The 13,502-nt window shown below is 67.0% G+C and carries 15 protein-coding genes; 4 read left to right on the top strand and 11 right to left on the bottom strand.

The genetic code is table 11. From position 1 onward, the window contains the following. Positions 1 to 53 precede the first annotated feature (53 nt). Genes crtA through bchO form a run of 4 tightly spaced genes read left to right on the top strand, consistent with a single transcriptional unit; the run spans position 54 to position 4,379 of the window. The gene (gene crtA, locus N8I71_RS05835) at positions 54 to 794 is read left to right on the top strand and encodes a spheroidene monooxygenase (protein WP_406676076.1); all 741 of its coding nucleotides are present in this window, start codon (positions 54 to 56) and stop codon (positions 792 to 794) included. After that, on the top strand, positions 791 to 1,810 hold the full coding sequence (gene bchI / locus N8I71_RS05830; RefSeq protein WP_262877001.1) for a magnesium chelatase ATPase subunit I: 1,020 nt from the start codon (positions 791 to 793) through the stop codon (positions 1,808 to 1,810). The genes crtA and bchI overlap by 4 nt, the downstream gene beginning before the upstream one ends. After that, positions 1,807 to 3,507, top strand: coding sequence for a magnesium chelatase subunit D (locus N8I71_RS05825; RefSeq protein WP_262877000.1), 1,701 nt, complete (start codon positions 1,807 to 1,809; stop codon positions 3,505 to 3,507). Before bchI ends, N8I71_RS05825 begins: the two co-directional genes overlap by 4 nt. Then, positions 3,504 to 4,379 (top strand): alpha/beta fold hydrolase BchO, encoded by an 876-nt coding sequence (gene bchO / locus N8I71_RS05820; protein WP_262876999.1) that lies wholly within the window; start codon positions 3,504 to 3,506, stop codon positions 4,377 to 4,379. The genes N8I71_RS05825 and bchO overlap by 4 nt, the downstream gene beginning before the upstream one ends. A gap of 64 nt (positions 4,380 to 4,443) precedes the next feature. Here bchO and N8I71_RS05815 read toward each other — a convergent pair whose 3' ends face one another. The 11 genes from N8I71_RS05815 to bchL form a co-directional block, all read right to left on the bottom strand. After that, a complete protein-coding gene (locus tag N8I71_RS05815) occupies positions 4,444 to 4,893 on the bottom strand; it encodes a c-type cytochrome (protein ID WP_262876998.1) in 450 nt (149 codons plus the stop codon). 99 nt (positions 4,894 to 4,992) lie between these two features. Then, complete coding sequence (gene hemA / locus N8I71_RS05810; RefSeq protein ID WP_262876997.1) at positions 4,993 to 6,204, bottom strand: 5-aminolevulinate synthase; 1,212 nt, start codon at positions 6,202 to 6,204, stop codon at positions 4,993 to 4,995. Beyond that, positions 6,201 to 7,013, bottom strand: a complete 813-nt coding sequence (puhE, locus tag N8I71_RS05805; protein WP_262876996.1) for a putative photosynthetic complex assembly protein PuhE — start codon at positions 7,011 to 7,013, stop codon at positions 6,201 to 6,203. Before puhE ends, hemA begins: the two co-directional genes overlap by 4 nt. After that, positions 7,013 to 8,131 carry a magnesium-protoporphyrin IX monomethyl ester (oxidative) cyclase gene (gene acsF, locus N8I71_RS05800; RefSeq protein WP_262876995.1) on the bottom strand — a complete coding sequence of 373 codons (1,119 nt, stop codon included), beginning with the start codon at positions 8,129 to 8,131 and terminating at the stop codon, positions 7,013 to 7,015. The genes puhE and acsF overlap by 1 nt, the downstream gene beginning before the upstream one ends. Continuing rightward, positions 8,128 to 8,424, bottom strand: a complete 297-nt coding sequence (locus tag N8I71_RS05795) for a hypothetical protein (RefSeq protein ID WP_262876994.1) — start codon at positions 8,422 to 8,424, stop codon at positions 8,128 to 8,130. Before N8I71_RS05795 ends, acsF begins: the two co-directional genes overlap by 4 nt. Positions 8,425 to 8,427: 3 nt before the next feature. Next, positions 8,428 to 8,904 carry a photosynthetic complex assembly protein PuhC gene (gene puhC, locus N8I71_RS05790; protein ID WP_262876993.1) on the bottom strand — a complete coding sequence of 159 codons (477 nt, stop codon included), beginning with the start codon at positions 8,902 to 8,904 and terminating at the stop codon, positions 8,428 to 8,430. Between the two features lie 13 nt (positions 8,905 to 8,917). Beyond that, positions 8,918 to 9,565 carry a photosynthetic complex putative assembly protein PuhB gene (gene puhB / locus N8I71_RS05785; protein ID WP_262876992.1) on the bottom strand — a complete coding sequence of 216 codons (648 nt, stop codon included), beginning with the start codon at positions 9,563 to 9,565 and terminating at the stop codon, positions 8,918 to 8,920. Positions 9,566 to 9,609: 44 nt separating this feature from the next. After that, entirely contained in the window at positions 9,610 to 10,395 is a 786-nt protein-coding gene (puhA, locus tag N8I71_RS05780) for a photosynthetic reaction center subunit H (RefSeq protein ID WP_262876991.1), read from the bottom strand. A gap of 24 nt (positions 10,396 to 10,419) precedes the next feature. Then, positions 10,420 to 11,853, bottom strand: a complete 1,434-nt coding sequence (locus N8I71_RS05775; protein ID WP_262876990.1) for a PucC family protein — start codon at positions 11,851 to 11,853, stop codon at positions 10,420 to 10,422. Continuing rightward, positions 11,850 to 12,542 carry a magnesium protoporphyrin IX methyltransferase gene (gene bchM, locus N8I71_RS05770; protein WP_262876989.1) on the bottom strand — a complete coding sequence of 231 codons (693 nt, stop codon included), beginning with the start codon at positions 12,540 to 12,542 and terminating at the stop codon, positions 11,850 to 11,852. The genes N8I71_RS05775 and bchM overlap by 4 nt, the downstream gene beginning before the upstream one ends. Beyond that, positions 12,542 to 13,465, bottom strand: coding sequence for a ferredoxin:protochlorophyllide reductase (ATP-dependent) iron-sulfur ATP-binding protein (bchL, locus tag N8I71_RS05765; RefSeq protein ID WP_262877239.1), 924 nt, complete (start codon positions 13,463 to 13,465; stop codon positions 12,542 to 12,544). The genes bchM and bchL overlap by 1 nt, the downstream gene beginning before the upstream one ends. Positions 13,466 to 13,502: the final 37 nt, after the last annotated feature.

Raw genomic sequence — 13,502 nt, 5'->3', positions numbered from 1 at the left:
TCCCCTGAGCCCGGAACTGTGTAAATATAAGTTGACACATGGAGAGACCGGCCATGCAATCCGTCACATTGAGCCTTTACCGGTTCGGTTCCCTTGGTGCGCGCCTCTGGGCGTTTTCGCAAATGGCGACCGCCCGATTCGCCCTGAAGGGCATCCGCGACCTGCAGACCTACAAGCTCTGCGGTTCGGGCACCGGGGAGGGGTTCACGCCCGTTCCCAACACCTCCGTCTACGCGATTCTGGCGACGTGGCCCGACCATTACGCCGCGCGGCGCGCGATGTTCGGGACAGACGTCTTCCGCCGTTATCGCGATCATGCCGACGAGGCGTTGACGATCTTTCTCACGCCGGCCAGCGCGCGCGGCCTGTGGTCGGGGGTGGAGCCGTTCCAGCCCGAGGACATCGCGCTCGACGGTCCCATCGCGGCCTTGACGCGCGCCACCGTGAAACCCTCCGTCGCGCTGAAGTTCTGGGGACAGGAGCCGGACGTCTCCCGCGCCATCGGGCAGGACCGGAACGTGATGTTCAAGATCGGCATCGGCGAGATCCCCTGGGTTCAGCAAGTGACCTTCTCGATCTGGCCCGATGCCCGGGCCATGGCCGAGTTCGCCCGCGCCGACGGGCCGCACGCCCGCGCGATCCGCGCCGTCCGGGACGGTGGCTGGTTCCGCGAGGAGCTTTACGCACGCTTCCGCGTCGATGCCGTGGAAGGAAAATGGGAGGGCGTCACACCGGACCTGACGCATCGTCCCGAAATACCGATGCAAGACCCGATCGAGGTAGCCGCCGAATGACCGATCTATCGACCAGCGGGGCCTTCCCGTTTTCCGCCATCGTCGGCCAGGACGACATGAAACTGGCCATGATCCTGACCGCGATCGACCCCGGGATCGGGGGCGTTCTGGTGTTCGGGGATCGCGGAACGGGCAAGTCCACCGCCGTCCGGGGCCTCGCCGCCCTGTTGCCGCCGATCCGCGCCGTCGCGGGGTGCCCCGTCAACTCCGCCCGCGAGGCCGATGTGCCGGACTGGGCACAGGTGCATGACCATTCCATCGTGGAGAAACCGACGCCGGTGGTCGACCTGCCTCTGGGGGCCACCGAGGACCGCGTCGTGGGTGCCCTCGACATCGAGAAGGCGCTGGCCCACGGCGAGAAGGCGTTCGAGCCGGGGCTGCTGGCGCGCGCCAATCGCGGCTATCTCTACATCGACGAGGTCAACCTGCTGGAAGACCACCTGGTCGACCTCCTGCTGGACGTGGCCCAGTCCGGGCAGAACGTGGTCGAGCGCGAGGGGCTGTCGATCCGACATCCGGCCCGCTTCGTCCTCGTCGGATCCGGCAACCCCGAGGAGGGGGAACTCCGGCCCCAACTTCTCGACCGCTTCGGCCTGTCGGTCGAGGTCGAAAGCCCCAAGGACATCGACGTGCGGATCGAGGTGATCCGCCGCCGCGACGCCTTCGACCGTAACCGCGACGGCTTTCTCGCCGACTGGCACCAGCGGGACATGGACCTGCGCGCGCGCATCGTGTCGGCACGGGCCGCGCTGGCCCATGTCGATGCGGACGACGCGATCCTGCGCGATTGCGCCAGGCTCTGCGTGGCGCTCGGGTCCGACGGGCTCAGGGGCGAGCTGACGCTCCTGCGCGCCGCCCGGGCGCTTGCAGCCTTCGAGGATGCCGCCGCCGTCACGCGGGAGCATCTGCGCCGCGTCGCGCCCCCGGCGCTTCGCCACCGCCTGCGCCGTGATCCGCTGGACGAGGCCGGCTCCACCACCCGCGTCACCCGCACCGTCGAGGAGGTGCTGGCGTGATCGACGGGGAAGAGCGCTGGCAACGGGCGAACCTCGCGCTCGCCTGTTTCGCGCTCGACCCCGCGGCGGCTGGCGGAATCTGGCTGCGCGCACGTGTCGGCCCCGTGCGCGATCGCTTCCTCGCCGGTCTGGACCTCGCCGTGCGGGGTCAGAAGGTTTCCCGGCTTCACCCGAACATCGGCGACGATGCGCTTTTCGGGGGTATCGACCTCGCCACGACGCTCGGACAGGGCATACTGACGCGCACGAAGGGACTTCTCGACGCGCCCGGCGTGCTGATCCTGCCCATGGCCGAGCGTGCCAAGGCCGGGCTGGCCGCGCGGCTTGCACGTGCGCTCGACGATCATCGGGGCCTCTCGCTCATCGCGCTCGATGAAGGTGCCGGACCGGAGGAACGCATCCCGGAATGCCTCGCCGACCGGCTTGCCATCCATATCGACCTCTCCGATCTCGCGCTGTCTGACGCGCCCGGGCTCCAGATCGACACCGATGCCATCGTGGAGGCCCGTCGCCTCCTTCCGAAGGTGACGGTAAGCGAGGGCACGATTTCCGACCTCGCGCAGGTGGCTGTCCGGCTGGGCATCCTCTCGCTGCGCGCACCGCTTCAGGCGCTGGCCATCGCGCGCGCCTCCGCCGCTCTTTCGGGCGAGACCGAGGTGGACGAGCCCGACCTTCTGACGGCCGTCGAACTGGTTCTCGCCCCCCGCGCCACGCAGCTTCCCGAGAGCCCGGCCGAGGAACCGTCCGAGCCCGAACCCCCGCAGGACGAAACCCCGCCGACCGAGGCGGAGGATACCTCGGATAGTGAGGATACCCCGCACATTCCCGCCGAAATGATGCTGGAGGCTGCGCGCGCCCTTCTTCCGCCCGACCTGCTCGCGCGGATGGAGGCGGGTCGCGCCGCCCGCAATGCCGCCGCTGCCGCTGGCTCGGGCGCCGCCAAGAAGGGGAACCGTCGCGGGCGTCCCCTGCCCTCCCGCGCCGGCCGCATGGGTGGCGATGCCCGTGTCGATCTCGTCGCCACGCTGCGCGCCGCGGCCCCGTGGCAGACGATCCGTCGCAAGATGACAGGCCGCGACGACCGGCTGCACATCCGCATGTCCGATATCCGCCTGCGCCAGTTCGAGGAACGCTCGGACCGCGCGATCATCTTCGTCGTCGACGCCTCCGGGTCCTCCGCGCTGGCGCGGCTGGCCGAGGCGAAAGGCGCGATCGAGCTTCTGCTGGCCGAGGCCTATTCCCGCCGCGACCATGTCGCGCTGGTGGCGTTCCGGGGCGATGGGGCCGACGTGATCCTGCCGCCGACACGGTCGCTGGTGCAGACCAAGCGGCGCCTCGGGCAGCTTCCGGGCGGGGGCGGCACGCCGCTCGCCGCCGGTCTAAAGGCCGCGCTGGAGCTTGCCGCGCTGGCTCAGGGCAAGGGGATGACGCCCTCCATCGCGCTTCTGACGGACGGCCGGGCCAACGTGGACCTTTCCGGCATCGCCGACCGGGCGCAGGCCGCCGAGGATGCGACGCGCATGGCGCGCGCGATCCGGGCGCGGGGTCTTTCGGGCCTCGTCATCGACACCGGGCTGCGCCCCACGCGCGGACTCGACGGCCTCGCCAAGGAAATGCGCGTGCCATATCTTCCCCTGCCGCGCGCCGATGCGCGCGCCGTGTCCGCGGCGGTCGAAACCGCGCTGGAGACGGCATGACCCCCGGCCTTCCGCCCGAGGACTGGCCGCTTCGGGCGGCCAGCCGCATCGTCGCGTCCGCGCCGCATCGCTGGCATGTCCAGATCGAGGGGACGGGGCCCGACATGCTGCTGCTGCATGGCGCCGGTGCGTCGGCCCATAGCTGGCACCGCCTGATGCCGCGCCTCGATGAACGCTTCCGCCTGATCGCGCCCGACCTTCCGGGGCATGGCTGGACGCGAAGCCCGAGGGGCCGTTCCGGCCTGCCGCAGGTCGCCCGCGACATCGCCGCGCTCATGACCGAGATCGGAGCCTCCCCGCGCGTGATCGTCGGGCATTCGGCGGGCGGTGCCATAGCGCTGGAGATCGCTCGGCAGGGGCTCATGGAGCTTGACCGGATCGTGGTGATCAACGGCGCGCTCGAGGATTTCAAGGGTCCTGCGGGGGTTCTGTTCCCGATCATGGCGCGGGTGCTCGCCGTGAACCCCTTCACCGGCCTGTTCCTCAGCCGCGGCGGCTCTACCGCCCAGGTGCGGAGCCTGATCGGCGCCACAGGCACCGACCTCGACGAGGCCGCGCTATCGCACTACGCGCGCCTGATCGCCCGGCGGGAGCACGTGGACGGCACGCTCGCCATGATGGCGCAATGGTCGCTGCGGGAGTTGAACGCTTCCCTGCCCGGCATCTCCGTGCCGACACTGTTCCTGCATGGTGACCGCGACCAGGCCGTCCGCATCGACGTGGCCGAACGCGCCGCGGCGGCGATGCCCGATGCGCGGCTGGTCACGTTGAAGGGGATCGGGCACCTCGCACAGGAGGAGGCTCCGGACCTCGTCGCAGACGAGATCCTCCGCTTCACGGCCCCGGCCGCATCGGCGGCGGCAGCCGAGTGACCCCAACGAAAAAGGGCGGACGCCGTGGCGCCCGCCCTTTCGATTTCCTGCCGTCAGTCGCCGATCACTCGGCGGCGAGCGACACGATGTAGGCGTAGAGGTTCACCGCGTCCTCTTCCGAGCGCATGCGCTGCGCGGCCATCGCGCCACGAAGCGAGTTATCGCCCGTCGCCTCGCGGATGAAACCGGTCGGATCCTGGATGTAGGCGACGAACGTCTCTTCGGTGATGATGACGCCTGCCTCGTTCAGGGCCTGCAGGCCGGGCGACCAGCGGAAGTCCTCGATGTCGCCGTAGGGTTTGCCTGCGACGCCGTAGAGGTTGGGGCCGGTGCGCATGTTCGGGCGGCCGGCAAGCACGTCGCCAGCCTCGTTCACCACGTTGTGGCAGGCGGCGCACTGGCGGAACACGGCCTCGCCAGCAGCGGCGTCGCCCGATGCTGCGTGGGCGTCGGCGTAGGCCATCGACCCGGACAGGAGCGTTGCCGCGGCGGCGAGAACAAACTTGCTCTTCATGGGTAGTCTCCCTTCGAAATTAGCTCACGGACTACCTTAAATAGCTCCAATTCCGCAGGGTCTACCCCTTTTTGAGTGTTATCCGATAACCGCGCGGCGTCACGCCACAGCATGGGCGATGGCGCACTGCTTCCACAACGTCTTGAGCGCAAGAACCAGGTACTCGATGTCCTCGTCGGTGTGGAGCGGGCCCGGCGTGAAGCGCAGGCGCTCCGTTCCCTTGGGCACGGTCGGGTAGTTGATGGGCTGCACGTAGATGCCGAACTGCTCCATCAGGATGTCCGCCAGCATGCGGCATTTCTTGGGGTCCTTCACCATCACCGGGATGATGTGGGAGGGGTTCCGCTCGTGCGGGATGCCCTCGGCATCGAGGCGGGCGCGCAGGCGGGCGACCTGCCGCTTCTGCATGTCGCGCTCGTAGGACGATTCCTTCAGGTGCCGGATCGACGCCGTCGCGGCCGCGGCCACGGCAGGCGGCAGCGCGGTCGTGAAGATGAAGCCGCTGGCAAAGCTGCGGATGAAGTCCACGAGCGCGTGCGACCCGGTGATGTAGCCGCCGACGCAGCCATAGGCCTTGCCCAGCGTCCCCTCGATGAGCGTGATGCGGTCCATCAGACCCTCGCGCTCGGCCACGCCACCGCCGCGCGGGCCGTACATGCCGACCGCGTGCACCTCGTCGATGTAGGACATCGCGCCGTGCTTCTCGCAGACGTCTAGGATTTCCTTGATGGGGGCGATGTCGCCATCCATCGAATAGACCGATTCGAACGCGACGATCTTCGTCGCGTTGGCCGGGAGCGCGGCGAGCTTGCGGTCGAGATCTTCGGGGTCATTGTGCTTCCAGATGACCTTCTGGCAGCGGGCGTGGCGGATGCCCTCGATCATGGAGGCGTGGTTCAGTTCGTCCGAGAGGATCACCGCGTTGGGCAGCCGGGAGCCAAGCGTCGACAGCGCCGCCCAATTCGATACGTAGCCGCTCGTGAAGAGAAGCGCCTCTTCCTTGCCGTGAAGGTCCGCAAGCTCGGCCTCCAGCTGCTTGTGGTGCCACGCGTTGCCCGAGATGTTGCGCGTACCGCCCGCGCCGGTGCCGCATTCGCGCACCGTGTCGATCATGGCCTCGATCACCTTGGGGTGCTGGCCCATCCCGAGATAGTCGTTCGAGCACCAGACGGTGACCTCGTCCTGGCCATCGGAATGGTTGCGGACGCGCGGGAAATCCCCGCACTTGCGCTGAAGCTCGGCGAAGATGCGGTAATTGCCCTCTTCTTTCAGTTGATCGAGCTGGGCTTGGAACAGCTTGTCGAAGTTCATCTTGCATCCTCGCTTGGCAGTATGGCTTGGGTTGGCGTTGGACGTTCGGGCAGCATCCAGCGCCACAGTCTTTCGTCCGGAAGTGGGAGCACCATGAACCAGTGCTCCAGGAGGGCGAGCGCGGTGAGCGCGCCCAGAAGGGCGTAGCCGACGGCATCGGCCGGCCCCTCGGCGGCCCAGACGTGACCGAGCCAGAAGGCGGCGGCGACACTGAGACCGGTGATCGAGATCGGAAAGAGCCAGTTCATCCGCGCAATGCGGAAATGGCTCGGCAGGTGGTTGAGGTGTTCGGGGATGAACTCCACGTTGATCTTCCGCACGCCGAGATAGAGGTTCAGCTTGGCGCTGACCCGGGCGCAGAAGAGGACGGCGAAGGTCCACATTCCGAACTGGTTCTCGGCCCCGTAGCTCAGCAGCACCATGGCGATGAGCGTGAAGGCCAGAAGCATCTCGTGATAGGCGATGGTGCCCCAGGCGCGGATGAACCGCTCCCATTCGGGGACACCGTTCTTCAGCGGCTGGCGCACGGGACCGGTGATGACGCCCGTGAGGAACGCCAGCTCGATCCAGCCCCAGAGCGCCAGCGCCGAGAGGAAGGCGACGTAGATCCCCGCCACGCTGTCATTGGCCAGCGTATCGACGAAGCCCACGCCGCCGATGACGAGGAAGGGCAGGTTCCAAAGCACGGCCCAGAGCCGCGCCTTGGCCCCTTCCTTGTCCGCCCTGCGCACCGTCATGAGGATCGCCCCGGTGGAGAACCACCAGAGGAAAAGCGCCAGAAGCGCCGCGATCCAGGGCGAGTGGAGCATCAGTATGCGGGCTCCAGCCGGGTATTGACGGGCACCCGGTTCCGCTTTGCCGGGATCGTGTAGAGCCCCAGGAAGGCGACCGCTGCCCGAGCGCTTGCACCGACACGCTTGAACACGTTGCCGGTCTTCTTGGCGTCCGCGAGGTCCACGTTGGCGCGCTGCAGCGCCTCAAGGCCCTTCTGCCAACGCGGATGGTCGATATCGAGCGTCAGCGGGAAGACCTGCCTGGAGATCTCGGAAGTCTTGGTAAAGACCTCGTGGGCATACCAGTCCGGATCGACTCCAAGCGCGGCGTGGAAGGCCGGGCGCTGGTGGTCGCGCACGTACATCGTGGAATAGACCGCCGTCAGGAAGAACTTGATCCAGAGCTTGTTGACGAAGCTCTGCGTCAGCTTCGGATCGGTCTTCATCAGGAGCGCAAAGGCTTCGCCGTGGCTGAACTCGTCGTTGCACCACTCCTTGAACCACTTGAAGATCGGGTGGAACCGATGCTCGGGGTGTGCCTCGAGATGGCGGAAGATGGTGATATAGCGGGCGTAGCCGATCTTCTCCGACAGGTAGGTGGCGTAGTATATGAACTTCGGCCGGAAGTAGGTGTACTTCTTCTTCTGCGTCAGGAAGCCGAGGTTCACCGCGATGCCCGCCTCGCGCAGCGCGTCGTTGATGAAGCCCGCATGCCGAGCCTCGTCGCGTGCCATCAGCTGGAACAGCGTCACGATGTCTTCGTTGTTCCCGCGCCGCTTCATCTCCTTGTAGAGGACGCAGCCCGAGAACTCGGCGGTGCAGGACGACACCAGGAAATCGATGAACTCGGCCTTGAGTTTCGGCTCCATCCCGTCCCAGTCGATATGATCCCAGTCCTCGTTCTTCTTGAAGTGGCCCTTGTTCGGGTCGGCCTTCATCTGCGCGATCAGCTTGTCCCAGTCCTCGCGCACGGATTCGACGTTGATGGCGTCCATCTCGTCGAAATCGGTGGTGTAGAAACGCGGCGTCAGCAGCGTGTTCTGCATGGCGAGCGCGGTCGCGCCCTCGCTGTCGACGATGGCCTGTTCGTAGTTCTGCGCGGCCATCGCCTCTTCGACGGTGGATGCGTCGGCGGAATGCTGAAGATCCTTCATACCGAAACCTCCTCGGAGAAGCTGAATTCGCAAAGCTCCATGAACTCGAAGTCGCCGGTGGCGCGGGTCCAGAACTGCTCCAGTTTCGAGGCGCGGGTGATCGTGGCGGTACGCTCCTCGCGGACGACCTCGCCGTAGGGGGCCATCACCGGCGCGCCGTGCACCAGCACCTCGTCACCGGGGTTGATGGTGGCGCCGTTCAGGAACTTCACATGCGCATGCAGGCTGTCGAAGCAGTGGCTGACCTCGACCTCGCAAGGCGCGGTCTCCGTCTCTCGGGTGATCCATCCCATCGGTCATTCCTCCAGGAGGCGGGCAAAGACCGCCTCGTTGTCCGCCCCGAAGCCGAAAAGCTCGGCCCGGAAATCGGTGTGGTCATCACGAAGCCCGATGCGCCCGTCTGAAAAGCGCACCAGCCGGATCGGCTCGGATGCATCGAGGCCAACGGCCCCACGTTCGCGTTCCAGCACGCGATAGATGCCGGCGACGAACCCGCCCTCCTCGGGCGAGAAGTCGGCGACGAGATTGCCGTCGGCGTCGAGAACCCGCGCCGACCCGTCCATCTGCCCGAAGATGCGGATGGTCCGTTCCATCACCACCGGGGCCTCGGCCTCCGACGGAGGCATCGCCGACAGCGGACGGTCCGTCAGCCGCGCGTAGGCGACGATGATCAGAACGCAGAGGCACAGGACGAACATCGCCCTGACAAGGATGGCCGGAACCATCTCCTTGTCGCGCTTGACGAGTTTTCTTTCGGCGTGACTGAGTGCCATCTTCCCGTCCTCCCTATTCCGCGGCCAGCGGCTGGGGCGCCGCCATGCGTTCGATCACGGGCTGGGCCACAGCCGTCTCGGCCGCGTCGGCGAAGATCTTCGCCACCGCCTCGGCGTCGCGGATGCACCGGAGCGCGGGCTCGGTGTGCTTCATCCGCCATGGCCGGACATGGGGCCAGGTCATGATGTAGGACAGGCGGACGCTTCCTGCGTCGTCCTCCATCTCCAGGGCGATCGTGCCGGTGCCGCCCCGCCGCACTTCCAGGTTGGCGTTGCGAATCTTCCGGAACGGAAGATTGAGCGTCATGGTCAGCGCCGCGCCGATGCGCATTGCCACCCTGCGGTTGGTGATCGTGTAGACGGTCGTTCTTGCCTGCACGACACCCACCACCAGCAGGATGATGCAGACGATGGCGCCAAGGACGAGGAAGAAGGACGCCGCCGTGGCGCTCTCGGTCCAGGTCTCGGTCGCGGCGCCACCGATCGTCCGCCAGGCGAACAGGAAGGCGAAGTAGCCGGCCACCCACCAGAAGCTCAGGGCTTCCCTGGTCAGGGCCCACCAATCCGGCTGACCCTGCCAGAGGATGTGCTCACCCTCCGGCAGGTTCTCGGGCAGTCCACGGACGGGCTCGGTCTGAAAGTCGTCGTGGTCGTGTGGCATCGGTCGTGTCTCCTTCCGGTCGGTCGTCTCTGGTGATCCGCCGCTCAGAGCAGCGGGTCCATCCGGTCCTGGGAGGCGTAGAGGATACCGCCGCCGTAGTAGGCCGAGATCTTCTCTTCCTCGAGCTTGGTCACCTGGTTCGGCGACTTGGTGGCCGGAACTCCGGCGAAGTGCTTGCCGAAGATGGCATTCACCTTCACCCGCGAGAAACCGATCTTGCAGAACTGGATTGGCACCAGGCGGGTGCCGCCGCCATGATCGGCGTCAAGCTCCAGCTCGAGATACCGGACCAGCTGCTCGGGTGCGTCGATCCACATGTCGGTGACGGTGCCCACCACGGTGTTGTCGCCCGCCACGACCTGCAGGCCGCGGGGGTCGCGCCCGGCGCTGACGCGATAGGCTTCGGTCTGGCCCATCGGCACGATCTTGGGATGGCCGTGGCCGTCAAGCTCGGGGACATCGGCACGGGGCGTCCAGGCGCCCGGACCGATCCCGTCGGCCAGCGGATCGCCCGTCGGCTCGTAGGGATAGCCGTTGCCGGCGGACCAGGCGACCTTTTCCATGGCCAGGTTCTCGCGCCGGTGCGCCGCCTCGTTCTCGGCGGAGGGCACGACGACTTCGCCGCGGCCGTGCGGCAGGACGAAGGTCTTGGCGTTCGGCACCGGGAAGGGGCCCTGGTTGGGGGCGGCCGAACCGTCCTCGTTCTCAAGCGGGTAACCTTCCCGCATGTTCTCGGTCTGCAGGTAGTAGATCAGCAGGGCAAAGAAGATCCAGAACAGCCAGATAGACAGGCTGGCCAGATCGAAGTTGCCGAAGAATGCGTTTTCCATGTGCGTATCCTTTCGGGTTCGGCTTCAGGTGGGCAGGTCGGCGAGCCCGATCTTGCCCGTCGCCCTTTCGCTGTTGGTCGTTGCAGTTCTGACAAGGGGTCCGAGGGCCACGAGTGTCATGAAGAGAAGAAGGATCTCGATGTGGTAGACCACCGAGTATCCGGTCGCGGGGTTGGCGAGGGCCTCGCCAAGCTGACCGTTGTTGGCCATGCCGTTGACGATGTCGCGCAGACCGCCGCCGATGGCGGTGGATATCCCCGCCGCGGTCGCCTGCGCCGCGCCCCAGGCGCCGAGCGCGAGGCCCCGCCCGGCCTTGCCGGCCGAGGGCATCGTCATCGCGGCGGTGAGCGTCGCCACCGAGAAGAGCCCGCCGCCGAAGCCGATCAGGGCCGCGCCCGCGAAGAACAGCTCGGGTGAGTTCCAGGGGTTCGAGAAGATCACCGCCGAGAAGGCGGCAAGTCCCGCGAGGATGCCGCGCGCGCCCATGCGGTAGGGGTTGATCCCCGCACTCAGCCAGCGGGCGGCAAGCGCGAAGCCGGTCAGCGCACCAACGGCCCAGGTCGCGGTCAGGAGCGTCGTGGACGACACCGAAAGGCCGAGGATCTCGCCGCCATAGGGTTCCAGCAGCACGTCCTGCATGTTGAAGGCCATGGTGCCGAGGAAGACGACCGCCAGCAGCCGCCCCGCGGTCCCGCCGCTGGCATAGTCGGCCCAGGCGTCCGAGAAACTCGGCGTTTCCTCCTCGCGCTCGGCGCGGGTCATCGGGCGCACGCGCTCCTGCTTCCACAGGGCCACGACGTTCAGGACCACGGTCAGGACAGCGGTGCCCTGGATCACCTGGATAAGCTCGATCGGCGTGAACTGCCGCAGCAGATAGCCGATCACCAAAGCCGATGCGCCCATGCCGACAAGCAGCATGACATAGAGAAGCGCCACGACCCGTGGCCGGGTCTCGTCGGTCGCGCGGTCGGCGGCGAGCGCCAGGCCGGCGGTCTGGGTCATGTGCATTCCGAGGCCGGTCATCAGGAACGCGATCCCGGCCAGAAGCTCCCCGGCATAGGGGATGTCGTAGCGCACCTGCGTGACCTCGCCCCCCAGCACGAGAAGCGCGGCAGGCATGATCGCGAGGCCACCGAACTGCCAGAGCGTGCCGAACCAGAGATAGGGGATGCGCTTCCACCCGATGGCGGACTTGTAGGTGTCGGACTTGAACCCGAGAAGCGCGCGGAAGGGTGCGATCAGGACCGGAAGCGCGACCATCGCCGCGACCAGGAAGGCGGGCACCTGAAGCTCCACGATCATCACGCGGTTGAGCGTGCCGAGAAGCATCACGGCCGCCATGCCGACCGAGACCTGGAACAGGCTGAGCCGCAGGAGCTGGCCCAGCGGAAGCTCGTCCGAGGCGGCGTCCGCGAAGGGCAGGTAGGAGATGGAGATGCGTTTGAGGAGTTTTTTCATGCCCGGTACTCCAGGCAGGTGGAGATGTAGAAGCCGCGGCTGACGCGCTCGACCTCCGAAACAGAGCCTGTGCCGCCGTGCAGAGCCGCTTTCGCGGCGATCTGGCGGGGCGCGTGCGGGATCATCGTCGGCGACCGGTCGGAACGCGGGAACAGTTTTCCGACTGTGAAGAACGCCATCAGGAAGGGCGTGCGCGGCGCGACGGTGAAGACGATCGACTGCGATACGCGGCGCGACAGGCCGGCAAGGGCCTGTCCGAGATCGTCGGCGGTGTAGTAGATCATCGAGTCCATGGCCATGACGTGGTCGAAGTCACCGAGGTCGGCCGACAGCATGTCGCCGGAAGTGAAGGTGATCTGGCCGAGCAGATGTTCGGGCATCCGGTTGCGCGCGATCTCGACAAGCTGAGGCGAGATGTCGATCGCCGTGACGTGCGCCCCGCGGCGCGCCAGTTCCTCGGTCATCGCCCCTGTGCCGCAGCCGGCGTCCAGCACGCGGCGCCCGGCAAGGTCCGCGGGTAGGCGGGACAGCATGATCTCGCGCATCCGGTCGCGGCCCTCGCGCACGGTCTGGCGGATGCCGGACACGGGCGCGTCGGAGGTCAGCCGTTCCCAGGTGCGGGTGGCGGTGCGGTCGAAGTATTCCTCGACCCTGTCGCGCGTGGCGCCGTATGTGGGGGTGCCCACCATCAATCGAACCCCAGCAGTTCGAAGATATCGCGGTCTTCCAGCGGTTGCGGCGCAAGCGGGTCGGTGCCCTGCCACATCATCTCGGCCAGCCGGATGTATTCCGCGCGGCACTGGACGATGTCCTCGTCGTCGGGCATCTCGAACAGCGTCTTCTTCTTGAGGCGCGAGCGGCGGATGGCATCGACGTCCGGCATGTGGCCAATCCGCTTGAAGTTCGTCCGCTCGCAGAAGCGGTCGACCTCGTCCGTGTCCTTCGAGCGGTTGGCGATACAGCCGGCCAGCCGAACGTTGTAGTTCTTCGATTTGGCCTGAACGGCGGCGATGATGCGGTTCATTGCGTAGATCGAGTCGAAGTCGTTGGCCGTCACGATCACCGCACGGTCGGCATGCTGGAGCGGCGCGGCGAACCCGCCGCAGACCACGTCACCGAGAACGTCGAAGAGGACGACGTCGGTGTCTTCCAGCAGGTGATGCTGCTTCAGCAGTTTCACCGTCTGGCCCACGACATAGCCGCCGCAGCCGGTGCCTGCCGGCGGACCGCCGGCCTCGATGCACATGACGCCGTTGTAACCCTCGGCCATGAAATCCTCGGGCCGCAGTTCCTCGGCATGGAAATCGACCTCCTTGAGGATGTCGATCACCGTTGGCTGCAGGTGGCCGGTCAGGGTGAAGGTGCTGTCGTGCTTGGGGTCGCAGCCGATCTGCAGGACCTTCTTGCCCAGCTTGGAGAATGCCGCCGACAGGTTCGACGAGGTCGTCGACTTGCCGATCCCGCCCTTGCCGTAGACGGCGAAGACCTTGGCCCCCTCGATCTTCATCGAGGCGTCCTGGTGGACCTGGAGCGATCCTTCGCCATCCTCGCCCTTCCGGAGGACCGGCGGCGCCCCGAGGCCCCGCTTTTCGAGGCCGGCGGCCTCGCGCATCGCGGCGCGGGCGGCGGGGGGATTTCTCTCGTCCAGC

The organism is Roseicyclus sediminis, assembly GCF_025515305.1.
Taxonomy (GTDB): Bacteria; Pseudomonadota; Alphaproteobacteria; order Rhodobacterales; family Rhodobacteraceae; genus Roseibacterium; species Roseibacterium sediminis.
This window is presented reverse-complemented; position numbering and strand designations above follow the sequence as displayed.

Bases quoted from the DNA above. Each gene is read 5' to 3' on its own strand.
- crtA (WP_406676076.1), top strand. From the start codon at position 54: ATGCAATCCGTCACATTGAGCCTTTACCGGTTCGGTTCCCTTGGTGCG.
- bchI (WP_262877001.1), top strand. From the start codon at position 791: ATGACCGATCTATCGACCAGCGGGGCCTTCCCGTTTTCCGCCATCGTC.
- bchO (WP_262876999.1), top strand. From the start codon at position 3,504: ATGACCCCCGGCCTTCCGCCCGAGGACTGGCCGCTTCGGGCGGCCAGC.
- N8I71_RS05815 (WP_262876998.1), bottom strand. From the start codon at position 4,893: ATGAAGAGCAAGTTTGTTCTCGCCGCCGCGGCAACGCTCCTGTCCGGG.
- hemA (WP_262876997.1), bottom strand. From the start codon at position 6,204: ATGAACTTCGACAAGCTGTTCCAAGCCCAGCTCGATCAACTGAAAGAA.
- puhE (WP_262876996.1), bottom strand. From the start codon at position 7,013: ATGCTCCACTCGCCCTGGATCGCGGCGCTTCTGGCGCTTTTCCTCTGG.
- acsF (WP_262876995.1), bottom strand. From the start codon at position 8,131: ATGAAGGATCTTCAGCATTCCGCCGACGCATCCACCGTCGAAGAGGCG.
- N8I71_RS05795 (WP_262876994.1), bottom strand. From the start codon at position 8,424: ATGGGATGGATCACCCGAGAGACGGAGACCGCGCCTTGCGAGGTCGAG.
- puhC (WP_262876993.1), bottom strand. From the start codon at position 8,904: ATGGCACTCAGTCACGCCGAAAGAAAACTCGTCAAGCGCGACAAGGAG.
- puhB (WP_262876992.1), bottom strand. From the start codon at position 9,565: ATGCCACACGACCACGACGACTTTCAGACCGAGCCCGTCCGTGGACTG.
- puhA (WP_262876991.1), bottom strand. From the start codon at position 10,395: ATGGAAAACGCATTCTTCGGCAACTTCGATCTGGCCAGCCTGTCTATC.
- N8I71_RS05775 (WP_262876990.1), bottom strand. From the start codon at position 11,853: ATGAAAAAACTCCTCAAACGCATCTCCATCTCCTACCTGCCCTTCGCG.
- bchM (WP_262876989.1), bottom strand. From the start codon at position 12,542: ATGGTGGGCACCCCCACATACGGCGCCACGCGCGACAGGGTCGAGGAA.
- bchL (WP_262877239.1), bottom strand. From the start codon at position 13,465: ATGCGCGAGGCCGCCGGCCTCGAAAAGCGGGGCCTCGGGGCGCCGCCG.